General features: G+C 63.3%; 29 protein-coding genes. 9 read left to right on the forward strand and 20 right to left on the reverse strand.

Annotated features, from left to right (window positions below):
• The first annotated feature begins 242 nt into the window (after positions 1–242).
• Complete coding sequence (locus ACAM55_RS28595; protein ID WP_369656640.1) at positions 243–647, forward strand: hypothetical protein; 405 nt, start codon at positions 243–245, stop codon at positions 645–647.
• A 233-nt stretch (positions 648–880) separates the two neighbouring features.
• On the opposite strand, the gene ACAM55_RS28600 is transcribed toward ACAM55_RS28595, so the two are convergent.
• The gene (locus tag ACAM55_RS28600) at positions 881–1,324 is read right to left on the reverse strand and encodes a hypothetical protein (protein ID WP_369656641.1); all 444 of its coding nucleotides are present in this window, start codon (positions 1,322–1,324) and stop codon (positions 881–883) included.
• Between the two features lie 163 nt (positions 1,325–1,487).
• Between ACAM55_RS28600 and ACAM55_RS28605 the strand changes: the two genes are divergently transcribed.
• From ACAM55_RS28605 to ACAM55_RS28615, 3 genes are read left to right on the forward strand one after another with little or no spacing between them, the layout of a single operon-like run.
• The gene (locus tag ACAM55_RS28605; RefSeq protein WP_369652061.1) at positions 1,488–2,003 is read left to right on the forward strand and encodes a transposase; all 516 of its coding nucleotides are present in this window, start codon (positions 1,488–1,490) and stop codon (positions 2,001–2,003) included.
• Positions 1,979–2,329, forward strand: coding sequence for an IS66 family insertion sequence element accessory protein TnpB (tnpB, locus tag ACAM55_RS28610; protein ID WP_369652062.1), 351 nt, complete (start codon positions 1,979–1,981; stop codon positions 2,327–2,329). The genes ACAM55_RS28605 and tnpB overlap by 25 nt, the downstream gene beginning before the upstream one ends.
• A 17-nt stretch (positions 2,330–2,346) precedes the next feature.
• Complete coding sequence (locus tag ACAM55_RS28615; RefSeq protein ID WP_369652063.1) at positions 2,347–3,933, forward strand: IS66 family transposase; 1,587 nt, start codon at positions 2,347–2,349, stop codon at positions 3,931–3,933.
• 46 nt (positions 3,934–3,979) lie between these two features.
• Here the strand turns inward: ACAM55_RS28615 and ACAM55_RS28620 are convergent, their stop codons facing one another.
• The 3 genes from ACAM55_RS28620 to ACAM55_RS28630 all read right to left on the reverse strand — a co-directional run bounded on the left by ACAM55_RS28620 (position 3,980) and on the right by ACAM55_RS28630 (position 5,385).
• Complete coding sequence (locus tag ACAM55_RS28620; protein WP_369656642.1) at positions 3,980–4,186, reverse strand: hypothetical protein; 207 nt, start codon at positions 4,184–4,186, stop codon at positions 3,980–3,982.
• A 289-nt stretch (positions 4,187–4,475) separates the two neighbouring features.
• Positions 4,476–4,937: a hypothetical protein gene (locus ACAM55_RS28625; protein ID WP_369656643.1), complete on the reverse strand. Its 462-nt coding sequence runs from the start codon at positions 4,935–4,937 to the stop codon at positions 4,476–4,478.
• Positions 4,938–5,046: 109 nt separating this feature from the next.
• Positions 5,047–5,385, reverse strand: coding sequence for a hypothetical protein (locus ACAM55_RS28630; RefSeq protein ID WP_369656644.1), 339 nt, complete (start codon positions 5,383–5,385; stop codon positions 5,047–5,049).
• Between the two features lie 175 nt (positions 5,386–5,560).
• Between ACAM55_RS28630 and ACAM55_RS28635 the strand changes: the two genes are divergently transcribed.
• Positions 5,561–6,028: a hypothetical protein gene (locus tag ACAM55_RS28635; protein WP_369656645.1), complete on the forward strand. Its 468-nt coding sequence runs from the start codon at positions 5,561–5,563 to the stop codon at positions 6,026–6,028.
• A gap of 456 nt (positions 6,029–6,484) precedes the next feature.
• Entirely contained in the window at positions 6,485–6,787 is a 303-nt protein-coding gene (locus ACAM55_RS28640; protein WP_369656646.1) for a hypothetical protein, read from the forward strand.
• 268 nt (positions 6,788–7,055) lie between these two features.
• Here ACAM55_RS28640 and ACAM55_RS28645 read toward each other — a convergent pair whose 3' ends face one another.
• The 7 genes from ACAM55_RS28645 to ACAM55_RS28675 form a co-directional block, all read right to left on the reverse strand.
• Positions 7,056–8,099, reverse strand: a complete 1,044-nt coding sequence (locus ACAM55_RS28645) for an IS110 family transposase (RefSeq protein ID WP_369656647.1) — start codon at positions 8,097–8,099, stop codon at positions 7,056–7,058.
• A gap of 119 nt (positions 8,100–8,218) precedes the next feature.
• Positions 8,219–8,782 (reverse strand): hypothetical protein, encoded by a 564-nt coding sequence (locus ACAM55_RS28650; protein WP_369656648.1) that lies wholly within the window; start codon positions 8,780–8,782, stop codon positions 8,219–8,221.
• A 110-nt stretch (positions 8,783–8,892) separates the two neighbouring features.
• Entirely contained in the window at positions 8,893–10,530 is a 1,638-nt protein-coding gene (locus ACAM55_RS28655; RefSeq protein WP_369656649.1) for a hypothetical protein, read from the reverse strand.
• A 422-nt stretch (positions 10,531–10,952) separates the two neighbouring features.
• Positions 10,953–11,429, reverse strand: a complete 477-nt coding sequence (locus ACAM55_RS28660) for a hypothetical protein (protein WP_369656650.1) — start codon at positions 11,427–11,429, stop codon at positions 10,953–10,955.
• A gap of 89 nt (positions 11,430–11,518) precedes the next feature.
• Entirely contained in the window at positions 11,519–12,076 is a 558-nt protein-coding gene (locus tag ACAM55_RS28665; RefSeq protein WP_369656651.1) for an AAA family ATPase, read from the reverse strand.
• A gap of 142 nt (positions 12,077–12,218) precedes the next feature.
• Positions 12,219–12,458 carry a hypothetical protein gene (locus tag ACAM55_RS28670; protein WP_369656652.1) on the reverse strand — a complete coding sequence of 80 codons (240 nt, stop codon included), beginning with the start codon at positions 12,456–12,458 and terminating at the stop codon, positions 12,219–12,221.
• 287 nt (positions 12,459–12,745) lie between these two features.
• The gene (locus tag ACAM55_RS28675; RefSeq protein WP_369656653.1) at positions 12,746–13,672 is read right to left on the reverse strand and encodes a LysR substrate-binding domain-containing protein; all 927 of its coding nucleotides are present in this window, start codon (positions 13,670–13,672) and stop codon (positions 12,746–12,748) included.
• Between the two features lie 119 nt (positions 13,673–13,791).
• On the opposite strand from ACAM55_RS28675, the gene ACAM55_RS28680 reads away from it, so the two are divergent.
• Positions 13,792–14,757, forward strand: a complete 966-nt coding sequence (locus tag ACAM55_RS28680) for an alpha/beta fold hydrolase (RefSeq protein ID WP_369656654.1) — start codon at positions 13,792–13,794, stop codon at positions 14,755–14,757.
• A 119-nt stretch (positions 14,758–14,876) separates the two neighbouring features.
• Positions 14,877–15,668: an SDR family NAD(P)-dependent oxidoreductase gene (locus tag ACAM55_RS28685; RefSeq protein ID WP_369656655.1), complete on the forward strand. Its 792-nt coding sequence runs from the start codon at positions 14,877–14,879 to the stop codon at positions 15,666–15,668.
• A gap of 306 nt (positions 15,669–15,974) precedes the next feature.
• Here the strand turns inward: ACAM55_RS28685 and arr are convergent, their stop codons facing one another.
• The 3 genes from arr to ACAM55_RS28700 all read right to left on the reverse strand — a co-directional run bounded on the left by arr (position 15,975) and on the right by ACAM55_RS28700 (position 17,656).
• Positions 15,975–16,370: an NAD(+)--rifampin ADP-ribosyltransferase gene (arr, locus tag ACAM55_RS28690; protein WP_369656656.1), complete on the reverse strand. Its 396-nt coding sequence runs from the start codon at positions 16,368–16,370 to the stop codon at positions 15,975–15,977.
• Positions 16,371–16,527: 157 nt separating this feature from the next.
• A complete protein-coding gene (locus ACAM55_RS28695; RefSeq protein ID WP_369656657.1) occupies positions 16,528–17,181 on the reverse strand; it encodes a glutathione S-transferase family protein in 654 nt (217 codons plus the stop codon).
• Positions 17,182–17,236: 55 nt separating this feature from the next.
• Positions 17,237–17,656, reverse strand: a complete 420-nt coding sequence (locus tag ACAM55_RS28700) for a hypothetical protein (RefSeq protein ID WP_369656658.1) — start codon at positions 17,654–17,656, stop codon at positions 17,237–17,239.
• Positions 17,657–17,812: 156 nt separating this feature from the next.
• Between ACAM55_RS28700 and ACAM55_RS28705 the strand changes: the two genes are divergently transcribed.
• Positions 17,813–18,625 carry a class I SAM-dependent methyltransferase gene (locus ACAM55_RS28705; protein ID WP_369656659.1) on the forward strand — a complete coding sequence of 271 codons (813 nt, stop codon included), beginning with the start codon at positions 17,813–17,815 and terminating at the stop codon, positions 18,623–18,625.
• A gap of 21 nt (positions 18,626–18,646) precedes the next feature.
• Here the strand turns inward: ACAM55_RS28705 and ACAM55_RS28710 are convergent, their stop codons facing one another.
• From ACAM55_RS28710 to ACAM55_RS28735, 6 genes are all read right to left on the reverse strand, one after another.
• Entirely contained in the window at positions 18,647–19,051 is a 405-nt protein-coding gene (locus tag ACAM55_RS28710) for a cupin domain-containing protein (RefSeq protein WP_369656660.1), read from the reverse strand.
• A gap of 119 nt (positions 19,052–19,170) precedes the next feature.
• The gene (locus tag ACAM55_RS28715) at positions 19,171–20,142 is read right to left on the reverse strand and encodes a Bug family tripartite tricarboxylate transporter substrate binding protein (protein WP_369656661.1); all 972 of its coding nucleotides are present in this window, start codon (positions 20,140–20,142) and stop codon (positions 19,171–19,173) included.
• A gap of 31 nt (positions 20,143–20,173) precedes the next feature.
• The gene (locus ACAM55_RS28720) at positions 20,174–21,328 is read right to left on the reverse strand and encodes an acyl-CoA dehydrogenase family protein (protein ID WP_369656662.1); all 1,155 of its coding nucleotides are present in this window, start codon (positions 21,326–21,328) and stop codon (positions 20,174–20,176) included.
• Between the two features lie 16 nt (positions 21,329–21,344).
• Positions 21,345–22,523 (reverse strand): thiolase, encoded by a 1,179-nt coding sequence (locus ACAM55_RS28725; protein ID WP_369656663.1) that lies wholly within the window; start codon positions 22,521–22,523, stop codon positions 21,345–21,347.
• A complete protein-coding gene (locus ACAM55_RS28730; RefSeq protein WP_369657491.1) occupies positions 22,520–22,918 on the reverse strand; it encodes a Zn-ribbon domain-containing OB-fold protein in 399 nt (132 codons plus the stop codon). Before ACAM55_RS28730 ends, ACAM55_RS28725 begins: the two co-directional genes overlap by 4 nt.
• Before the next feature lie 14 nt (positions 22,919–22,932).
• Positions 22,933–23,838, reverse strand: a complete 906-nt coding sequence (locus ACAM55_RS28735; protein WP_369657492.1) for an SDR family NAD(P)-dependent oxidoreductase — start codon at positions 23,836–23,838, stop codon at positions 22,933–22,935.
• Between the last annotated feature and the right edge of the window lie 18 nt (positions 23,839–23,856).

Below are 23,856 nucleotides of genomic sequence, written 5' to 3' on the forward strand. Positions count from 1 at the left end.
TCAGCGCGTCCAACAACAAGGGACTGAACATCATGAACGGTGGACTGGGTGCTGTCATGGAAGGTCTGCTATTGGCCGAATGTAGCTGGACAGGTCGCCTGCGCAAAGGACCCGAAGCGGATGTAGCATCTTCTCCAAAGCTGGCATTCAACTCAACTTACGTAGCGACAGCCGCGAACACCCAGCATCGCTGAGGTCTGCAACCCAAACACCTCCTAAAGGCTTACTCAAAGGCAAACCTTATGGGCGCCCCCATCTGGATCAACAACAAGACGGACCTCTGGATCAGCAATGGGATGAAAGATGCCTTTTGCGAAGTGCTGACGACTGTTGCGACTCTTGAAGGCCACGATGTCATGGCCGTCTATACCGATGCACCGGGCGTGGCAGGCACCTACGGAGTCTCCGGTTTGGGCATCGATCTTGACGAGTTCAATACCTACCTCGGTGGACGGGAGGGCGTACGACGCCATCTTGACGTCTGTCGTGCGCGCTTGCCAGAAGTCGCCGAGTCCTGCGGCCTGACACCTGCCGGCGCTAAGCATATGTTGAATTTGTTCGCGTGGGCAGCGTACATCATGGATGGAAATCCGCTCCCCAAGAGCTGCAACTACTACCTTGACTGGCCGCCCGGCATCGGGGCCTGACGCTACAACACCGCTCGCCGCTGTCGATTGTGGTGAATGAGCCAAGCCTAACGGACAGCCGCTTCTGGCCGAATTTTCCACACGGCGCGACTGACCGGTCTTGGCCGACTGTAGCCGGTTGCGGTCGTCGGAGCTTCGGGCCCGAACCGGCTGTACAGAATTCTCCGAAGCAGACCTTCAAATTGGCGCGATGCAAGTGGCCTCTGGCGGCGACCGGTGACGGCGGCAAGGTCCTACCCTTGGTCCCCAGCCGTCGGGTCTCCGAGCCACCAGCGCATGGTTCGCACTGCAGCAATCTCTCCATCACTCAAGTCCTCAGTCGCTTGCACTGACGCGAGCGCATCGATTGCCGCCTGCTTCCCAAGCACTCGGGCGAAATACTGGGGAAGTTGCTCGACGCTGAGGTCGTAGCTCGGCAGGGACGCCCGTATGCATTCGACCAGGTCAAACTCCTTGGTCGGCTCTGCTGTATCGAGCAATCTGCCGGCCAGCTCCTGCCGCTGAGACCGCAATTCTTTGGGCGCACTCTCGACGAAGACCGCGAACAGGCCTGCAAAAACTTCAGCGGATGCACAGCGGCTCAGCCGAGACCGGAGAAAAGCGAATTGCTGGGGATTGTCCGCTCCGAAGCGGTCTGCCGACTGGAGCACGGCGGCAAGAACCTCATCACGTTTCATTGACCGTCCTTCAACTTCTGGTTCTGGCCGATGACAGCTGTTGCATCCACGATTGCGCAGCCTTACCAGAATCGACGTACGCGGTCAATTAACCACGCCCTTGTTGAGTGAACGATGAGCTGTGAGGCTACGTGCCCATGTAGAGCAACATGGACATGTAGAGATGACAGAGCAGTACGCGGAGTTGAGAAGCCGGCTGGTTGTGGGACGCAAGAGTGACGGTCGCGGCGTCTACGACGAAGCTGCCAAGAAGGAATTGATCGTTGCCTGCCTCAAGCCGGGAGTGTCGGTGGCACGCATGGCGATGGAGCACGGTGTCAACACGAACCTTCTGAGGACGTGGATCACGGCTTACCAGCGGCGAAGTGCCCAGGTGCCGACTGGTGACATCGCGCGAACGCACGATGCGGCATTCGTTGCCGTGCGCGTAGAGGGTGAACAGGATCCGCCGCAGCGCGAGCGTGCGGTGGCTGCGCCCGCGGTAGCCCACACACCTGCTACGGCCGTGGCGGTGATCCCGAATGAGAGCTCCTTGGCGGCATCGACCCCGATGGTCGGTTTGCAGGTGCGGCTGCCCAACGGTGTGCAGCTCGATCTCGGCGAGACGAGCTTGCAGGAATTGCCGACGCTGGTGCAGATGTTGAGCCGATTGCCATGTTCCGCTTCGACGAAGGGCTGAAGGTCTACCTGCACCGCGAGCCGGTGGACTTCCGGTTGAGCATCAACGGCTTGGCCGTGCTGGTGGAGCAGGCGCTGGGCCTGGACCCGTTCGCCTCGTGCGCGTACGTGTTCAGCAACCGCCGGCGCGACCGGGTGAAGATCCTGGGTTGGGAGCGCAACGGCTTCTGGCTGTTGCTCAAGCGCCTGGAGAAGGACAGGTTCATCTGGCCCTCGGCCGATGCGGTTCCCACGCTGACGGCCGAACAGCTGCACTGGTTGCTGGAGGGCATCGATATCGCGGTGGTGCAACGCCACTCTCGTCTGCGCTATTCCAGCGTGGCCTGAAGGAACAATGATGGGGCATGCCGATCCAAGCGGGCGTGTCGTCGCCCGCCACCATCACCGCTGAAGAACTCGTCGCGCTCATCGCCGAGCGCGATGCGCTGGCCGGCGCGCTTCGAGTAGCGACCACCGAGCGGGACTTGGCGCTCGAGCGGTTGAGGTCCTTGCAGCGCCAGCTCTTCGCCGCCAAGAGCGAAGCCCGCGGCACCGATCAGAAGGACCTGTTCCTCAACGAGGCCGAGGCGCTCGCGCCCACAGATCAGACGCCGCAGGCCGAGGTCGAAGACATCGACGAAGAGGAGTCGACACCGGTCGCGGGCCATCAACGTAAGAAACGCGGACGCAAGCCGCTGGACCCTGCGCTGCCGCGCGAGATCGTGCGCCACGAACTGCCCGAGGCCGAGCGTGTGTGCGCGCATGACGGGCACGCGCTGGTGGAGATCGGCGCCGAGGTTAGCGAGCAGATGGATGTCATCCCCGAACAGGTGCGCGTGCTGCAGCACCACCGCATCAAGTACGCCTGTCCCTGCTGCGATCAGAGCCTGAAGGTTGCACCGACGCCGGCGCGCATCATCGCGCGCGGGCTGCTCACCGAGCAGGCCCAGGCCTGGGTCATCACCGGCAAGTACCAGTTCGGCATGCCGCTGTACCGAACGGCCGTATTGCTGCGCCGCTTCGGTGGCGACATCGCGAGCAATACGCTGGCTTCCGGCATCGTGCGCATCGGCCAGGCTGTACAGCCGGTCATCAACCTGCTGCGCGACCACTTGCTGGACTCGGACCTGATCTACGGCGACGAGACCACGGTCCAGGTGCTCAAGGAGCCTGGGCGCAAGGCACAGACGAAGAGCTTCATGTGGGCGCAGATGAATGGCACTGGTCCACCGGTACGGCTGTTCGCCTATGCACCGGGGCGCGGCGCCGTGCACGCCGAGAAGCTGTATGCCGGCATCCGTCCCGGAACGACGCTCATCACCGACGGCTACGAGGTCTACAACGGCATCGCGAAGGCCGGCGGTCTCACGCACCTTGGATGCTGGGTGCACGCGCGCAGGCCGTTCATCAAGGCTGACGAGTCCATCCCGAAGGCAGCCCGCTCGTCCGATCAGATCGCGGCCCGGTTCGTACGGCTGATTGGCAAGCTGTACCGTGCGGAGTCCTTGGCCAGGCACTGGACGCCCGCGCGCCGCCTGCGACTGCGTTCGCGCTACAGCGCCGCCATCGTGCGCGAGATCGAGCGCTTGCTGCTCACGCACCTGCACAGCGTTGCGCCGTCGAGTCTGCTGGGTGAAGCGCTGCACTACCTGCACGGTCAGTGGCCCAAGCTCGTGCGGTTCCTGGACAACGGCTCCTGGCCGTTGGACTCCAACCCGGTGGAGAACGCCATCCGGCCCTTCGTCGTCGGGCGGCGCAGCTGGTTGTTCGCCGACACCGTCGGCGGTGCCAACGCGAGCGCCAATCTCTACTCGCTGATCGAGACCGCCAAGGCCAACAACGTCGAGCCCTACCGCTACCTCGTCGCGCTGTTCAAGAAGCTGCCGCTGGCGCAAACGGTCGACGACTACGAGGCGCTGCTGCCCTGGAACCTTGAACTCGGCGGCGCGTAGGCCGTCCTGCGCGCATCGGCTCTGACACCACGCGCAAGGGCGTGGTTTATTGACTGCTTACGAATCGACCGACAAAGCTAACGGTCTTCTCAAACAGGCTATTCGGCAGCATGGTGCTCACAGCGATGCAAGCACCACCGATGAGCCCAAACAAGAAACCAACCTGATCACCGCCGGCCCACAGCAGGTAGCCGATACCCGCGATGGCTGCACCAAAGGCGAGGACGGAGAGTCGCCCTTTCCAATTAGCCATGAAACTCCAATCTTTTTGTGGGTCGCGTCCCATTCCGTGGTGTAGGTCCACAGCCCGGAGAAGGCTGAGGTGCACGGTACTCAGCGTGCCACCTCGTCGTCTTGGTGCTTCCAGAGCAGGTCGATGTACTGCTTGGTGGGGTTCACTGAGAGTCGCTGAGGAATGTCTGGTTCTGGCCGACTGTAGCCGGTCGCTGCCTTGGAGCTTAGGGCCCGAAGCTGCCTCTCTGGCAGCTTCAAAGCCGACGTTGAATCCTCGTCAGTCATTGCAGCTTCTCAGGCGGCTGCCGCTATCGCACTACCGGTTCGTGATAGTCCGGCGACTCCGAAATCGTCCAACGGGTTTCCAGTTTGGCTCGCGCGTTGTCATAGTCTGCACGAATCCATGAACTGCACTGGAGGGTATCTGGAGCGGCTCCTGCATCCACCACACTGAGGGTTACCTTTTCACCGTCACGAAAGACAAAGCCACTGACTCGAATCGCGACATGGCTCCGTTCGATCATGAGGTTCACGTAGCGTTTACCTACTGGATCTTCATAGCTCTTGTCGAGGAATGGTGGATTCCCGAGGCTTTCGATCGCGAAATCATGCATCAGCCGCCTCACATCGATCCATTCGCTTTCCTTGATGCTAAAGGAAAGAGATTTGCATACCATCGATTCGCGTGCCGGTGGTGTACATGCGCTAAGTGCGACGGCGAAGGCCGCTGCGCCTATCACGCACGGGAGATGGTCCCAGATCGAATGCATGTCCTCACTCCAGTATGCTTTTTTTCTTCTACGTCGGCGAACGCGCCGCTCTTGGATATTCGCGCTAATTGTGCCGGCACGGCGAACGGCCGGTCTTGGCCGACTACGGCTATACCTCGCCCCGACCCACGGCCATGGCGATTTGGTAGGCGACGTGCTCGGCCTGTCCTTTTCCTGGATAGTCGTCGGGGACGACCTCAATCGCCTCAACTTCAAGGCGGCTTCCAAGTTCAGAGTTTGCCCGAGCCACCCCAGCAAGTATCTCGGACACGTGATTCGACAGGTCAAACTGGACCGCGCTTTCCGTCCGATCCATCGCGAGTAGTCGAATCAATGTTGGGCCATGTGCTGGCACCTTTCCAAATCGAACGGAAACAAGGATGCACTTTGGACCGGTCACGTGCTGATAGCGGAAGAAGACCGAGCGCTGGATGCGAGTGATGTCCATTTTTGATGACGGTTGCGAACGACAGGTTTTGGCCGACTGCGGTAGATGACGGCATTTTGCCGCGCGATGATTTCTTTGCCTGCTAGTGAGTTGCCATGCGCGTGAGTGTTCCGGGCACACGGTGGGGGGCGGCGAGCCTTAGAGCGGGTGCAAAATCCTCGCTTGGAGAGCGGGGATGTTCCTGCGTGAGAAGTTTGGACCAGAAAGCCGAAAAGCTATGACTGATGAATTGCCAGAGGATCTCGCCGAACGCGCGGTGTACAGCTCAGCGGATGCGGCCGAAGCAATCCTCAACACAATGGGAGACCTTCCCCCATTTGGGATCGCATTCTTCGCCGACGGGAAGCGCCAAATCGTTGCGCCATTCGAGGATGCAGAAACCGCTGAGCAAGCCACGCACGATTGGCTTCGAACGCAGGTCGCCAAGCAACTAGAAGCCGTCGTTCGCCAGCGTGATGACGTTGTCGCTGTAACTACCATCCTGGCCGACGATGGACCTGCGAAGGTCTATATCCAGTTGGAAACGCGCGCAGTGCTGGCGCCACCACTCGCCTTTCCGGTCTCATTGCGCGACGGAAGGCACAACCTCGAGGAACCGCATGTCTTCGAACAGCGGATCGCCGCACCGATTCTTCCTCGATAAAAAGCCCGCTCGGGCGACCCGACCGGCGAACGCGCGGCCGGGGCCGCGCGAGGAGATAACTGGAGTTGCGGGACTCATGTTCCAGCACCCAGTAGCGGCGGCGAAGCCCTACAGGGATACGAGCAGTCAGGAGGGCGAGTTCCGGCCCCAAACTGGTGGCAACGATCGCGAGTCAACAGGCATGGAGCGTAATGGATGGCGTAGCGCTCGTCCAAAGGCTCATGTCGGGCAAGTGTTACAGGGAGGTAGCGGGCTCGCCCTGTCCCATGCCGATCCAGACCTCCACGATCATGCCGTTCAGGCCCGCGGGGGCACTCTCAAAACCTGCGCGGATACTTTGCCCAAAGGTCGTCCATCAGGCTGGTCGATGCAGACTCGAGCGTGTGGTTCGATTTGCCAACGCAGTACTACTTTGAGATGGAGGCAATAGAACGGAGCAGCGAAGCCTGTGACGCAATGTCCGTCGTCTTCCGGAATATCGTGAACTGCGTCGACAAGCCCGACGTGGCGGCGACCACGTTTGACAAGTTCCTAGGCAACGCTACAGCTGAAACTCTGGTCGTGCCTGATGCAGACCAATTTGACCTCCTTCGGCATGCACTTCGAGCACTCGACACAGATCATCTACGGCCCCTGGCAGAGCTCACGGCCGATGGGCCACCGCTTTTGCGGCTGATCTGCTACCGCAGCGGACGGGCAGATGAGCCCGCGACAAGTGACGACGAGCTTGCCGTTGGTAGCGAACGTCGGCTTCTCTGATCGGGCCATTTTGTCAAGCGCAGAGTATCTCGGTATTTGGCTTCGTCGAACAGAACGTCTCGGTGCAGGTCACGCTTCTCTACGCAGTCGTCCCGACCCGAAGGTCGGCGCTGCACGCATTGGTCAGACGGAGCGGAGAGCCACGCTTATGGACGCGCTTTAAAGCGCAGCAGACATTTACGGCTTCATCCGGACCATCGTCTACACCTGAACGCTCAATCCTCGATTCCTTTCAATTCTGTCAGTCAGTGCACGAACCCGCGCACGGTCACCCTTTCACGGCCACAGGCTCCTGAGCACCCCATCGGAACTCGGAGCCTTCCACCCACATGCGGTGCAGGATGACGGCCAGCTTGCGCGCCACGGCAATCACCGCGCGTCGATGGCCTCTTGTCTTGGCAAGCCGCATTCCCCAGGCTTTCAACGACGACCACTGCGCGTTGCGCGTGAGCAGTGAGTGCGCCGCCACATAGAGTGCCGACCGCACGTCGGCATCGCCAGCTCGCGAGATGTGACCAGGGTTGTCTATCTCGCCGGACTGGTAGCGTTTGGGTGTCAATCCGAAGTGGGCCGCCACAGTGCGCGACGACTTGAACCGGGCCGGGTCGTCCACGGCGGACTTGAAGGTCAGCGCGGTCACAGGACCGACGCCCGGGATGGACATGAGCCGTACGCACAGCGGATCCGCCTTGGTCAGCGCCTTGACCGCGTTGTCCAGCTTCAGGTAGGTCTTGTAGAGCACGGTCCGCGCGTCCAGCAGCGGCACGAGCGCGCAGGACAGCATCTCGTCATCGGCGAAGGTCTGGCGCACCTGGGCGTCGAAGGATCCGTGGCCCACACGCGGGGCCAGGCGGATGCCGAACACGCGCAACAGTCCCCTCAGCTCGTTCTCGAGATCGACGCACTTCGCCAGGATCGCCTTGCGGCTGGCGAGCAGTGCGCGCACACGGTGGCTGTGCAGGCTCTTGATGTGCACGCGGCTGTACCAGCCGGTGCGCAGGATCTGCGCGATGCCGCGGGCGTCGTTGCGGTCGGTCTTGTTGCGCATGGCGTCCAGGGTGTTCTTGACCTGCCGGGCTTCCAGGCAGATGACCTCGAAGCCCGCGGCCTGCAGACCGTAGGTCAGGTACTGGCTCAGCGCGCCGGCTTCGAAGCCGACGGACTTCAACTCAGGACTGAAGGCGTGCAGCCAGGCGGCGATGACATCGACCTGTGCGTCGACCTTCGCCTCTCGGCAGACCTCGCCACGGTCGTCCACGACGCAGATCGAGACGGATCTCAGGGACACATCGATTCCGGTGAAGTAGGTCATTCAAGCTCTCCTTCGTAGTGGGCTTACGAGTCTAGGAAGAGAACTCCGCGGGTCAATCAACCCGCCCGATCACCGATGCTTGTGGCCGGTAGCAGCATTGCCTGCTCCATGGTGAGCGGTCAAAAGCAGATAGGTCTATCGAGCGTCTTCGCTGCCGCATATAGGATTTGCATCGTCTGCACAAAGCCTCTCAAAAACGCATCTGTACTCGGCTCGTCGCAGCTGACTCTAGCGAGTTGATCGACCTCCTCGCGAAGCTGAGGCATCAGTTCCATCGGCACTGAATCACCACCGTGCGTGCCGTTGTACAGAACATGTCCCAACAGAACAGGGAAAGTTGATTCCATGTCGTTAGCACAGAGCAAATCCCGAAGCATACTGACGAGAGCAACGTTGCCTATCGGCCGGCTCACATAGATGCCAAACTCATGTTGACAGGCTGATCCATTCCAGCGATCAAATTCGAGCTCCGTTTCAAGATCAAGACCTTGGGTGCTTCTTGAACCATCAGAGTCAACGAATAAATTCCAATAAGCTTTCGGTTTTGAGGCGACGAGACCTTTTTCAAGGCAGTTGCAGTAGACGTGTGCGGAAACACCCATGAAATGCCCTACTCGGAGGTGAAGCGCCACATCGGCGCTGAGAGAGACCGGATCGCGACCTTGAAAATTCGCGGCTGCCACGGATCGCCACAGAGGCGAACGACCGCTAATGGCGGCGGATTCAAGATGCTCGGTTAGCTACACACTACGCAGCCTTCCTCGCCTTTGAAAGAGTAGCAACCGAGTGAGGATCAGAGACCCGGTTGCGGACGCGGTGAAGCAGCGACAGGAGCGGAGTTCGCGCCCTCCCGTGGAAAGCGAGGTGTCCATGTCTTTCCTGCGTCGAGCGATGAAAAGACTCGCTTCCCGTCTTCCGCGAGGATTTCTTGGTCATCGGCGTACACGATTCGTGCCGCGAAGTCGGCGCTCCGGAACGGCTGGCCCAAGGACGTCCAGGTCTTGCCGCCGTCGGTCGTCTGCGTGACCTGGTTGCTGACAGTACTGAATCCAGGCGTTGGCTGAATGCCCAATGCACGGGTCTGATCCCGCCAATAGATCCCGATCGGCACGGTGCGCTCGGTGCTAACCCAGGTCTTGCCGCCATCTTTGGAACTGGTGAAGTACGTCGTCATGCCATTCATGCGGGTGACGGCAATCTCCCCATCCGGGAGCACCTGCCAATTGCTGACCCAGAATTTCTCGCGATTCGTCGTTACCCGAAGAGACTGTTTGTCGACGCGTGTGATGAGGGTCTCGCGCCGAAAGCCGGGAACGTTTCTGGCCATCAGCAGGGCGTCTGGATGATCCAACAGCAGAGCGGGCAGCTTTGCCTCGTCCACATCCTGAATTCCCGCGCCGAGTTCCTTAGGCGCAGCCTCATCGTTGCTCAGTTGGTCCTGAACCAAGATGCGGGCGCCCTTGAGCCGGTCGGTGACAACGAGCAGGGCTCTGCCTTCAGACAAGTCCTGGATGGATGCGACATGACCATACTCGCTCGACAATCGGCGAGCTTCCCAGGAACCACCGCGGCGTTTGATGGCGTAGCGGCCGAACTCGGAGCCAGCCACGCACGTTTCATCTTTCCAGCAGGACACGAAGTTCACACGCGCCAGCGTGTCGAGCGGCTCCGATGTCCAGCGCCCTGGGGCCACGCGCTCGACGATCTCGCCCAAGTGCGATCCAGCCACCATGCGGGTTCCGCTTCGCGATCCAATGGGAGACAGCATCGACACCAGCCCTCTTGCGCGAGCAACGGCCTGCGCTTCGTCTGCGGGCATCTGGAGCCAGCCTCCGCCCGGGCGCAGCGCGGGGGCACTGCGGGAGTCGTCCAGCAGCGCTCGCATGCTTTCCGCGGTACCTCGTGCGCCGCCAAGCAGGACGAGCTGGGCCGGCTCCTTGTCCCCCGTGCTAGGCGAGAACACCACAGTTCCCAGGTTGGCAAGGCGTCCCGGCTCGATCTTGAAGCGAGGCACCTGCTTGTCCAGGGACGCATGATCGCTGGTGATCAACGCAAGCAGCAAACCTGGCCCGGGCCCGATGCTGCCGGCACTCGCAAACTCGTACTCGCCGGGAGGCAACCGGCCGAAGTGCAATGATTCGGTGGGGACCGAACTGCCTCCAAATACTCCCATGGCCATTGGAGTCAAATCGGGCACTTCATGACGAATGCCTTGCGCGGAGATTAATGTGATCTGCTGCCACTTCGGATTCAGCAGACTGATCGGTCTGGTGGACACGACCTTGAGGAGCACATACCCGTCCGTTCCCTCTGCAGGAAGTCGAACATCAAGCCGGCCGTCCGGCGCACGCGTGGCGATCGACGCGGCGCAACCGGTCAGCAGCGCCAAGCTGATAACGGCAAGCCATCGCCCGATGACATGAGCTCTCATTCATCCCCTCCCAAGTTGTCCTGTTGAAATTTTCTAAGAAGCGACAGGATGCTAGCCGAGCTTTGAACTGAGCGGCAAGCACCGGATGGATGTGGCGGTTATTTTTCATGAATGCCTAACTTCGAGATGCCCGGCGGCCGAAAGCAGTCGAAGCCTGCTGGAGAGTGTCGGCTTTATGAAGGGGTCAGGACACGTGATCGGACCGTCCACCTTCTTTACCTAACGTCGTCTGTTGTCATTTCTTGGTTCACTGGAGTTCGACCTCGAATGTCCGTTCTTGGCCGACTGTAGCCGGTCGGGGGACCGTCGTGAATGGACCCGAAGCGGTCTTTTCGTTGCTGCAAAACGGTTGTCGACTCGACTTCGGACGACACCGAGCGATCGGGATCAGACTGTATTAAGAAGCCTCCGGCGGCGCAGCATCAATAGACGACAACTAGGTCACCTGATACCCCAAGAGGCCAATTGCCAAGACAGAAGATGCGAGCTATCGCACACCATTGGCTTGGCGCGTGCCCGGCAATCTCCTTTGCGGCTAAACGCATTGCATACGCCGCGGTCTTCATCGCCGGCCAAGAATAGTCGTGCCAGGAGGAACGCAGACATGCGAGCCCGTCGCTGCTTCGGAGGGAAGCCAAAGCAAGCCGATACTCATCGTTGCCGGCGGTGCTGGAGATCTGTGGAGGCATCTCAAATGGGGCCGGATCTTGGGTCGACTGGGGCAGCCAGACCATCGAACCCAGGGTCATATCCAGAGCCGGGATGCCAGTGGTTAAGTTCTCGTCATCCCAGAACGTCAAGGACGTGATCGCTAGGAAACCAGGTTCCGACGAAAAGGAGCCCGCACGCTCGAACCAGCGTGCATTGGAAATCAACTCGCGGAGCTCATCGGATGTCATCGCAGGAACAGGAAGGAATCTAGTGAACGTCTGGTGTTGGCCGAGTTTTGCCCACCGCGGTGAACGGCCGGTTCTGGCCGACTGTAGCCTCACGTCATCTTTGCCAGTTTGTCGAGGACGAACGCTACGCGCGCCTGCACCGACACCTTTGGAATGACGCAGGTCGAATAGCCCGCCTCGACATACGCATCGACAGTTGGAGCAAAGGAGCGAGTTGCCCGCTCGAAGCTTGCGCGGCGCTCGTCATTCTGGACGTACACCTCCGGCCAGGGCTCCATCACGAATACCGTCAGGGCGTAGCGATATTGTGCGGGCGCAGCCAAGTGATGAGGCGCTAACGCTAACCCGGACAACCGCAGCCAGGCCAAGCATTCCGGAATGCCTCGGTCAAAGAAGACGGGCGCCCTCAACGAATGCGCAGCTTGATGGTTGCGGATGTTCCGCTTGAAGACCTCTTCCATGAAGGCTGGGCGATTCGTCCAAGGAAGAATGCTGCCGCCGCGCTTCTGCTGCTCGCGGAGAACGTCGAGAGCGGCTTCTGGGACTGTGGCATACCCAAGGTCGCCCAATGCCGCCACGAGGGTGGATTTCCCCGCTCCTGACGCGCCGGTGATTACGTAGCAGCCTTCGGTGAATTGCTTCGACATCAGTTGTTGGACTGAACTCTATTCTTGCGCGTGAAAGGGATTGCCGCAGCACTGTGCCATAGCCCAAGGGTGCGCGATGACAGCTCTGCGCGGACCGAGCGAAGTTCCGCTCTTGGCCGGGTGCGGTCTGATGGTTGAGGCTTCAGCCGCGTGAGCGCGCATCATGCCAAAGCGCATCTATGAGTGCGCCCGATGCCGTATCACCATCGATGACGAGGCGATGTGGCATCTTGGCATTCATGTCGTCGAAAAGCGCCTGTGTCGCGGTCGCATGCCAAAGGCCAAGCTCGCCTCTCAGTTGGTATCCCAGAGTCATGTGCAGGCGCCAACTGGCCTCCTCTAATGGAAAAGTCCGAAGTACATCCTTGTCTTCGAGCGACATGAGGGTCCTGGCCTTGGCGACTGCGTCTTCAAACGTTAGTGGAGGGGTCATCGTAGGTCCGCTCTTAGCCGGATTCTGCAGCACAGGCGAACGTCCGGTCCTGGCCGACTGTAGCCGCACAAGCGAAGGCACAAAGGGCCCGGAGCGGAGGTGGCGACTTCTCCGAAGCAGACACCCGCAAGGTGCTGGGCCGGCTTGTTCTGGTATTCAGCGGAGAGTGGAACGAAGGTTGCGGCCTATGGAGCGAACGCAAGTGCGCCAGCTCCTGGCACAAGATCGGCGGAGACTCACTTGCCCACCGCTGCCACCCCGCCTTCCACCAGTGGCGCGTCTTGAAACGCATCGACCAGAAAGTCGACCATCACCCGCACTTTCGCGCTGAGATGTCGACGGCTTGCATAGATTGCCAAGATGTCGACGGGCGGCATGTGATAACCAGGCATGACCTCGACCAATCGACCGGCCCGCACGTCCTCGCCAATCACGAAGCTCGGCTGCCAGATGACGCCGGCACCAGCGAGCGCTGCGGCGCGGGCGGTTTCGCCATTGTTGGCGCGCAAGGCCCAGCGCACGCGCACGGATTCCAGTGTTCCGCCGGGGCCGGCAAACTGCCATTCGTCGGAGGTCGCACCGTACGTGTAGCCCAGGCACGGATGCCGCGAAAGGTCCGTCGGTATCTCGGGCATGCCATGGGCCGCAAGGTAGTCGGGCGAGGCACAGACCAGGTTCTGCGAGCGGCCCAGGCGGCGCGCGATATGGTTGCCCGACGTGGTGCGCGAGATGCGGATGGCCAGGTCGTAGCCCTCTTCGACGATGTCGACGACGCGGTCGATGAGCGCGATGTCGAGCTCGACGTCGGGATACTTCGCCATGAACTTCGGCCACAACGGCGCCAGCACGAGACTGCCGAAGCTCAGCGGCGCGTTGATGCGCAGGCGCCCCCGTGGCTGCAATGACGCGGTGGTCGCCAGAGCCTCGGTCTCCGCCACTTCTTCGAGGATCGATTTCGCCCGGTCGAAGAGCGCTTCGCCGCCTTCGGTGAGCGACAGGCGGCGCGATGTGCGGTTCATGAGCCGCGTGCGCAGGTGGGCTTCGAGCTCGTTGACGTAGCGCGTTACGTTGGCTGGCGAGGTGTCCAGCGCGTCAGCCGCCTTCGTGAAACTGCCCCGCGCCACCACGGTGACAAACACCTCGTACGCACGCAATCGGTCCATGGGCTCACTTTCAATCATTCATAAAAGCTGAATGAGTAAACCACTTTTGGGCTCTTTCTGGAAGTGAAGCTGAATCATAAATTCACCTCGCCCAGAAACCAAAAGAAAGGAAGTTCAACATGACCGAGATCGATTTCACCCCCGCCGCCCCCTGTACTCCCACCCGCCGTGCCCTGCTTGGCGGCGCAGTCGCCGTCGGCGCCGCGCTGACCATGGGCCGCGCCGCGCACGCGGCACCCGCCGCCGACGCGGTGCCGGGCTTCCGCTCGGGCAGCGCGGAGGTGAACGGCACCCGCATCCACTACCGCATCGGCGGCAGCGGGCCGACCGTCGTGCTGCTGCACGGCTACGCCGAGACCGGGCACATGTGGAACCCCCTGATGCCGCTTTTGGCCAAGACGCACACCGTGGTCGTGCCCGATCTTCGGGGGGCCGGCGATTCCTCGAAGCCCGAGAAAGGCTATGGAAAGAAGAACATGGCTGTCGACATCCACGAGCTTGTGCGCTCGCTCGGCATTCGCAGCGTCAGCATCGTCGGCCACGACATCGGCCTGATGGTGGCCTACGCATATGCCGCGCAGTTTCCTTCGGAGACCGACAAGGTGGCGCTCATGGACGCATTCCTGCCTGGCATCGGCGCATGGCAAAACGTCTGGCTCCTGCGCGACCTGTGGCATTTCCATTTCCACGGTGCGACGCCGCTGGCGCTCGTGAAAGGACGCGAGCGCATCTATTTCGAGCACTTCTGGAACGACTTTGCGGCCGACCCCAAGCACTCGGTGCCCGAAGCCGACCGCCAGTTCTACGCCAGGGCCTACGCGCAACCCGGCGGCATGCGTGCAGGGTTTGAATATTTCAAGGCTTTCGAGCAGGATGCGGCGGAGTTCGCCGAACTGGGCAAAACGCCGCTGCCCATGCCGATGCTGGTGCTCTCCGGTGAAAAGGCCGGCGGTACCTTTCTGATCGAGCAGGGAAAGATGGTTGCGACCAACGTGCAGGGCGTCATCGTCAAAGGCTCCGGGCATTGGTTGATGGAAGAGGCGCCAGAGCAGGTCATTCCGGCGTTGGTCAAGTTCCTGGGCTAGCGGAAAAGCTGACGCGGCATGTGCGCGACATGGGCGCGAGGGGGACCTCACCATTCCGCGGGCGGCACGAACAGCAGAACTCAACGAACATGAACGTCAACCAACCCAGGAGAACCAAGATGGACCTGCAACTCGATGGAAAGCTCGCCCTGGTGAGCGGGAGCACCGCCGGCATCGGCTTCGCAATTGCGCGCACGTTGGCCCAGGAGGGCGCAAGCGTGATCGTGAACGGCAGATCGCAGGCGGCGGTCGACGAGGCGGTGGACCGCATCCGCTCGGAAACGCAAGGCACGGTGCTCGGTTATGCCGGGGACCTCAGCCGGGCCGACGCTGCCGAGGAAGCCGTGCGTCGCCACACCGGCATCGGCATCCTCGTGAACAACCTGGGCATCTTCGAGGCCAAGGCTTTCGAAGATATTCCCGATGAAGACTGGCAGCGCTTCTTCGACGTCAACGTGCTGAGCGGCGTTCGCCTCGCACGCCTGGTGCTGCCGGAGATGAAGCGCACGAACTGGGGCCGGATCATCTTCATCTCCAGTGAAAGCGCGGTGCAGATCCCGACCGAGATGATTCACTACGGCATGACAAAGACCGCGCAACTCGCCGTGTCACGCGGGCTGGCGGAATCGGTCGCCGGTACCAACATCACGGTGAACAGCGTACTTCCGGGCCCAACGAAATCGCGCGGCGTCGGCGACTTCGTGGAAGGCATGGCGCGCTCGAGCGACAAGAGCTTCGAGCAGGTCGAGGCAGAGTTCTTCGACCACGTTCGCCCGACCTCGCTGATCAAGCGTTTCGCTTCGCCGCAGGAGGTTGCCTCGCTCGTGGCCTACGTGGCAAGTCCGCTCGCGTCGGCGACCACGGGTGCGGCCCTTCGCGTCGACGGCGGCATCGTCAAGAGCGCCTTCTGAAGAGGGCGCGATCGATAGGCACGGTCGCTCGGCATGTCGGCCAGTGCTGTTGCAGCGCCTTGCTGCTACGAGGCCGAGAGCGACCTGCTGTTCCTTAACATGCCGAGGTCCTGCCTTGCCAGTTTGACGACCAGGTCAATCAGCCTCTCCGGGGATAGCATTCGAGTTCTTCTGGTCGGTTTCTGGCGCAGCCGCGAAGGACCGGCACTGGCCGAATTCTGCCGCACAGCTGCGGCGCCGCGGCGCCCAAGGCGGTCAACAACCCAGTCCATTTCCGATCGCTACCCAGCGGCATGGCAGGCGGTATCAGTTAATGATCTCTCCCATGCCTACGCGTACGCGCTCCCTGAGCTGCCGGATGTACTCCGCATCAAAGAGTTCCCAGGTCTCCAGTTCGCCGACGATCCGCAGCGGCTCCCGGCTGCGGTACGAGCGTGTGGGATTGCCCGGAAACTTCTTATCGGTGACGTTAGGGTCGTCCTCGAAGGCGCCCGTGGGCTCGACGATGTAGACGCGGCCACGGCCATCGCCCTTCGCCATTTCGGCGGCCAGCCCGGCGCCCTTTGGCCAGGCGGTGAAGTAGATGTGGTTCATGACGACGCGGCCGTCGTAGTTTGAGCGGAAGCCCGCGGTGAGCAGGTCGCCCACCTGGAGGTCCGCCCGCGTGCCGTGGAAGTAAGGCCCGGTGTCCAAGACAGCCATCGCGGATCGCTCCTCTACAGAAACGAAAAGCCGCGGAGTTTACCCGTGTCGATTTTCGCGTGAGCCGTCATGGGTGAGGGCCCGTTCGGATGCGGAACCTCAGGCTTCTGGGTTGGTGTTGCGGATGGCCGCTCCTGGCCGCAGTCTGCCTTCCAGGTCAGCCCGCCGGTAAAGGGGCGGCGTTGATCGCCAGTTGCGCAGCGAACGCCCGTTGGTAGGCCGGCCGCGCTTCGCCGCGAGCGACATAGCCGGCCAGGCTGGGAAACTCGTTCAGCAAGCCGGACGGTCTCAGCCGCAGCAGCACCGACACCATCAGCAGGTCGCCCGCGCTGAAGCCGCCGTCCAGCCAATCACCATCGCCCAAGCGGGCGGCCAGCTGGTTCAGTCGGGCGCGCACCCGGTCCTCGACGAGAGGCAGGCGCTCGGCCTTCCAAGGCCTGTCGCCTTCCGCCAGCTTGGCAGTGACGAGTTCGAGGATGGGCGGCTCGACCGTATTGAGCGCCGCGAACATCCACGTGATGGCGCGCGCCCTTGCGTTGGCATCGGCGGGGAACAGGCCCGGGTGGCGCTCGGCGATGTGAAGCACGATGGAGCCGGTCTCGAACAGCGCGAGGGCGCCTTCCTCGTAGGTGGGGATCTGGCCGAAGGGATTGAGCGCCAGATGCGCGGCCTCCTTCATCGCGCGGAAGGACACCAGGTGCACCTCGTAGGGCAGGCCGGCTTCCTCCAGCGCCCAGCGCACGCGCGTGTCGCGCGCCAGACCCTTGCCGCCGTCGGGCGACCGTTCAAAGGCGGTGATGATGATGGTCATCGCGAGTGTCCTTTTGCCTTCCGACACGGTGAAGGTCGGCCTTTGGCCGGGCGAGTTACAGGGCTAATTGCGTTAAGGCCCAGGCCACAGTACCCAGCTGTGCCACGTTGAGCATCATCCCGGCGATGTGAAGCCGGCGGAACTGGGAGATCGAGGCGTCAATGGCCGGAATCGAGTGACGCAAGACGTCCATGCGCGGGATGATGATCCATCGGCGCAGCGCGTACGCCAAGGTTGCGATGAAGGCCATGCCAAAGGCGAATGCAGGCTTGCCGGACCAGGCAAAGCTGAGTGCTGCAGCGCTCGCCGTCAGTACCACGGCAACGTAATAGACGTTGAACAGGCCCCGGATAAAGCGCGAGTCCAGCGGGGTGTCGTGCTTGAGCACCAGCAGTGGCAGCGAGCCCATCATGAAAAACCCCATCCAGACGAGCAGGATGACCGTCGCTATGAGCGCAATGACGATGGAAAGCATCTAAACCCTCCGCGTCTCGAAGCATACCCCGAGCCAAGTCGCATTCAAGCTGAACGGAAAAACCGACAGGCGCGTCGGCGTTGACGCCGCGGCCGGCCGAGGCATAGCATCTCGCCTGCGCGGTCTCCATGCGCCCGGCCGCGCGGAGGGATTGCCATGAGCACCACGTCTTCGACCTTCGTCGCCGCCGACGGCGATGGCTATGAACGGTTGATGGGCCGCTGGAGCCGCCTTCTCGCGCTGCCTTTTCTCGACTTCGTGGGCACCGCGGACGGAGACCGCATCCTCGACGTCGGATGCGGCACGGGCCATCTGGCCTTTGCCGTGGCCCGCCGCACGGGCGCGGGCGAAGTGCGGGGCGTGGACCTCGCGCAGCCCTACATCGAACATGCCAGGCGCCACAACGAGGATGCGCGCATCGCCTTCGAGGTGGCCGACGCCTGCGCGCTGCCGTACCCGGCGCAAAGCTTCGACCGCGTGCTCTCGCTGCTGGTGCTGCACTTCGTTCCGGAGCCGGGCAAGGCGATTGCCGAGATGCGGCGCGTCGCGAAGCCCGGCGCCGTGGTCGGTGCAGCGGTGTGGGACGCGCGCGGCGGCTGGATCTCCAACCGCATGTTCTTCGACACCGCTGCCATGCTCGACCCGGAGGCCGGCGCGCGCCGCGCCCGCAACTACACGCGGCCCCTGACGCGGCCCGGCGAACTGGCCAAGGCATGGCGCGAGGCCGGGTTCAAGGGCGTGGAAGAAACGACGCTCGCCATCCGGATGGAGTTCGCCTCGTTCGCGGACTATTGGGGCCCCTACGAAGGCAAGGACGGCCCCGGCGCGGAGTACGTTGCCACCCTGGATGCGCAGGCGCGTTCGCGGCTGCGCGAGGCCGTCCAGGCAGCCTATCTCGACGGCGAAGCCGATGGCGTTCGCTCGTACGCAGCGCTGGCCTGGGCCGTCAAGGGCACGGCGCCGGCTTAGCCGCCGCGGCGGCCGCGGTCTTCACTCATCGTTGACCGTCTCGTGCTCGGCGGGCACGAGGATCTCGAGCAGCTCGCAGTCGTCCGACCAGCCCACGACGGTGTGCCGTATGCCGGGTGGCTGCACCCAGCTCGAACCTGCGACCAGGCGCTGGCGCCCGACGCCCTCGAACTCGGTCTCGAACCAGCCCTTCAGGCAGTAGACCATCTGGAACTGCAGGTCGTGGTGGTGCCGCACGCTCAGTTCGGGGCGATAGGGGGCGATCATGCGGATCACGTGGGCATGCGCCAATCCGTGGGTGGCCTCGGCCACGCCGAGATCGCGGTAGGCCGAGTAGTTGCGCAGGCCCCCGGTCTTGAAGTCGGACTCCTTCAGGTGGCTCACGACGAAGTGCTGCTGCTGTGTGGGTTGTGGCTGGGCTTCCATGTGATCCTCGCGAGGTGGTGCGTGGGAGTGAAATGAAACACCCAAAACCCGCCGGGATCAAGTGCAGCGATGCGGCGAACGAGGTACCCCGCGCGCCGATGCGCCGCAACAGTTCGCGCTCACTGCGCCACGCGGATGTTGGCGTCCTTGATGATCTTGGCGTAGATGGCGGCATCCGCGCGCACCAGCTTCTGGAACTCTTCCGGCTTGCCGCCGGCCACCTGCAGGCCCAGCGCTTCGATCTTGGCGCTGACTTCGGGCAGGTGCACGATGCGGTTGATCTCGTCCGAGAGCTTCTGCACCACGGGCGCCGGTGTGCCGGCGGGGAGGAACACGCCGAACCAGCCGTACGGATCGAACGAGTGGTAGCCCAGCTCGGCAAAGGTCGGCACGTCGGGCAGGCCCGGCATGCGCTGCGTGCCGGTCACAGCCAGCGGGCGCATGGACTTGAGGTGCGGCCGGGCACTCGCACTGTCGATGAAGGCCGAGGCGAGCTGGCCGCCCACGAGGTTGGTCACCAGCGGTGCGGCGCCCTGGAAGGGCACGTGAACCAGGTCGATGCCGGCCTGCATGTTCAGCAGCGCGCCCTGGATGTGCGACGAGGTGCCGGCGCCGTAGCTGCCGAAGTTGTACTTGCCGGGGCTCTGCTTCACCATCGCGATGAAGCTCTTCAGGTCTTTGGCGGGCGAGTCCAGTGGCACGGCCAGCATGCTCGGGCTGCGCGCGATCATGGTGACGGGCGCGAGATCCTTCAGAGGATCGTAGGGAAGCTTCTCCATGAGCGATGGCTGCTGGATCAGCGCGGTGATGGCAATGAGCACCGTGTGGCCGTCGGGCGGCGCCTTCGCGACGAAGCTGTTGCCGATGGTGCCGCCGGCGCCGGGCCGGTTCTCCACCATCGCCGGCTGCCCCCAGGCTTCCTGCAGTTTCTGCCCGATGGTGCGCGCTAGCGCATCGGTGGCACCGCCGGCGGGGTAGGGCACGATCAGCTTGAGCGGCTGTGCCGGATAGGCTGTTTGCGCCAGGGCCGGCACGGCCAGCAGCGCGGCCAGGCCGGCCGCAAGGCAGAGTCGCATCTTCGATGTCTTCATGGTCTTGTCTCCTCGGGTGGATCGGAAAAACTCAGCGCATCGCTTCGCGCACCAGGTTGCGTGCAATGACGATCTGCTGGATCTGCGTGGTGCCCTCGTACAGCCGGAACAGGCGCACGTCGCGGTAGAACCGTTCGATGCCGTAGTCGGAGACGTAGCCGGCGCCGCCGAAGATCTGCACCGCGCGGTCCGCGACGCGCCCGCACATCTCGGAGGCGAAAAGCTTGCAGCACGAGGCCTCGGTGGCCACGTTGCGGCCCTCATCGCGCTGGCGCGCGGCGTCGATCACCATGCAGCGCGCGGCGTAGATCTCGGCCTGGCTGTCGGCCAGCATCGCCTGCACCAGCTGGAATTCGGCAATGGGCTGGCCGAACTGCTTGCGCTCGATCGCGTAGTGGAGCGCGTCGCGCTGCATGCGCTCGGCCACGCCGACGCAGATGGCGGCGATGTGGATGCGGCCCTTCTCGAGCACCTTCATCGCGGTCTTGAAGCCCTGGCCTTCGCGGTCGCCGATCAGCTGGCTCGCAGGCACCCTGCAGTTCTCGAAGATGACGTCGGCGGTGTGGGCGCCGCGCTGGCCCATCTTGCGGTCCTTGAGGCCGATGGTGATGCCCGGCGTGTTCGCTTCCACGATGAAGGCCGAGACGCCGCCCGCGCCCTTGTCCTCGGGATTGGTGCGCGCCATCAGCGTGAAGATGCCGGCATGCGGCGCGTTGGTGATGAAGCGCTTGGTGCCGTTGACGATGTAGTGGTCGCCTTCGCGGATCGCGCTGGTGCGCAGCGACGCCGCGTCGGAACCGGTGTCGGGCTCGGTCAGCGCGAACGAGGCGATGAGCTCGCCGGTCGCGAGAAGCGGCAGGTACTTTTTCTTCTGCGCCTCGGTGCCGTCGAAGAGAATGCCCTGCGAGCCGATGCCCACCGTGGTGCCGAACAGCGAGCGGAAGCACGGCGAGGTCTGGCCCATGGCCAGCATCACCATCACCTCTTCTTCCATCGTCAGGCCCAGGCCGCCGTATTCCTCGGGCACGGTCAGGCCGAAGAGGCCAAGTTCCTTCATCTCGCGCACGATGTCGTCGGGGATCTCGTCGGTCTCGGCCACGAGGGCCTCGGCCGGCACCAGGCGCTCGCGCACGAAGCGGTTGACGGCGTCGAGCAGGGCTTCGAGGGTTTGTGGGTCGCGGATCATTCTTCTTGATGCTTTCTCAAAGCGTTTCGGCCGTGCCGAGGATGGCGCTGGCCTGGCTGGACAACATGCCGCCGTTGCCATGCGCAATGGCGATGTGCGCGTTCTTCACCTGGCGCTCGCCGCATTCGCCGCGCAGCTGCCGCACGGCCTCGATCAGCGCGAAGATGCCGTACATGCCGGGATGCACGCACGACAGCCCGCCGCCGTTGGTGTTGACCGGCAGCTTGCCGCCGGGCGCAATGGCGCCATCGGCGACGAAGCGGCCCGCTTCGCCCTTGGGGCAGAAGCCCAGGTCTTCCAGGAACAGCAGCGTGTTGATGGTGAAGGCGTCGTACAGCTGCACGACGTCGATGTCCTTCGGTGCCAGCCCCGCCATGGCGAAGGCCTCGCGGCCCGACTGGCTGGCCGCCGTGACGGTGAGATCCGCCATCGAGGAGATCTGCCGGTTCCACACCGCCGTGGCGTTGCCCAGCACGTAGACCGGCTTCTTCGGCAGGTCCCTGGCGCGTTCGGCGCTCACCAGCACGCAGGCGCCGGCGCCGTCGGTGACCAGGCAGCAGTCGCGCACGCTCAGCGGGTCCGACACCATGCGCGCACCCAGCACCTCCTCGCGTGTGAGCGGCTCGCGCATGAAGGCCTCGGGGTTGAGCCCGGCCCATGCGCGTGCAGCCACCGCGACGTCGGCAAGCTGCTCGCGCGTGGTGCCGAACTCGTGCATGTGGCGCGATGCGGCCAGCGCGTAGGCCGACACAGGCAGCATCGGCTCGTAGGGATGCTCGTAGGGCTGCGGGTCGAGAAAGCGGCGCGCCGCCACGATTTCGCGCCGGCCGAAGGCGGCGCTGCGCTGCGCACTGCCGTAGCAGATGAGCACCGCGCTGCATTGGCCGGAGCGGATCGCATGCATCGCGGGCAAGAGGTGCGCGATGAAGCTGCTGCCGCCCAGCATCGTGCCGTCGATGTAGCGCGGGTTGAGGCCGAGGTACTCGACCACCGGCAGTGCCCACATCGCGGCCGAAGCGCTCGCGGTGCAGAGGCCGTCGATGTCGCGCATCGTGAGGCCTGCATCGGCCACCGCCGCATGGGCGGAACGGGCCAGCAGTTCCATGTCGGTGAAGCCGGGCTTTTCGCCGCAGCCGAAGGTCGCAACGCCGGCGATGGCAGCGCTGCCGCGCAGGGCTTTCAGGCCGGTGCTCATGCAGCGGCTCCGTCGATGGCATCGAACAGCACCAGACCGCGGCCGTCCTTCACCTGCACACGCGCCTTGACGCGCTGGCCGATGCGCACCGCCTCGGGCGCAAGGTTGTCCACGCGGCTCATGAGCCGCACGCCTTCGTCGAGATCGACCAGGCTGACGTTGAGGTCGCCGCCATCGGCGGGCTTGCGCCGCACGGTCGTCACGGCGTGCACGCTGCCGAGGCCGCTGGGCGCCGTCCATTCCAGCGCCGTGCTGCCGCAGTGCGGGCAGGTCTCGCGCGGGTAGTACACGTGGCGGCTGCATTCGCCGCAGCGCTGCACGAGAAGGCGGCCGGCATCCAGTTCGCCCTGGTGGAAGGCCTGCACGCCGGTGACGCCGTCGCTGGTGGTCTGCATCGACATGGCGGTGGTCAAATCGGGTCCCAGCTGAACACGTCGGCTGAGCGGTCCAGGTCGTAGAAGCTCGCCTTGAGCGCCGGCAACGCATGGCTCGCCACGGTCTGCGGGCTCCAGCCTTCGCTGCGGTGCACCGAGCGCACCGGCCGCGGCTGGCTCATGAGAAAGATCTCGTTGTTGCGCACGGCGAAGATCTGGCCGTTGACGTCCTTCGCAGCGTCGCTGGCCAGGCAGACGGCCAGCGGCGCGATCTTGGCGGGCGTCATCTGCTTGAGCCGATCGACGCGCGCCTGCTCTTCGGGCGTCTCGGTCGGGATGGAGCCGATCATGCGGCTCCATGCAAAGGGCGAGATGCAGTTGGAGCGCACGTTGAACTTCTGCATGTCGAGCGCAATGGACTTCGACAGCGCCGCGATGCCGAGCTTGGCCGCGCTGTAGTTGGACTGGCCCAGGTTGCCGACCAGCCCGGAGGTGGAGGTCATGTGCACGAAGCAACCGCTCTCCTGCTCCTTGAAGTGCGTGGCGGCGGCGCGGCTCACGTAGAAGCCGCCGTACAGGTGTACCTTGATGACTGCATCCCACTCTTCGGCGCTCATCTTGTGGAAGAAGCGGTCGCGCAGGATGCCGGCGTTGTTGACGACCACGTCGACGCGGCCGAAGGCCTGCACCGCCGTGCCGACGATGCGGGCCGCGGCGGCCTGCTCCGACACGCTGTCGGTGTTGGCCACCGCCTCGCCGCCGAAGGCCTTGATCTCGTTGACCACGGCTTGCGCGGGGCCCGCGTCCTGCCCTTCGCCGCCGACCGAGGCGCCGATGTCGTTGACCACCACCTTGGCCCCTTCGCGCGCCATCGCCAGCGCGATGTCGCGGCCGATGCCGCCGCCGGCACCGGTGACCACGACGACCTTGCCTTCCAGCATTTGGGTTTCACTGCTCAT

Source organism: Variovorax sp. V213 (genome assembly GCF_041154455.1).
In the GTDB taxonomy this organism is placed as follows: domain Bacteria; phylum Pseudomonadota; class Gammaproteobacteria; order Burkholderiales; family Burkholderiaceae_C; genus Variovorax.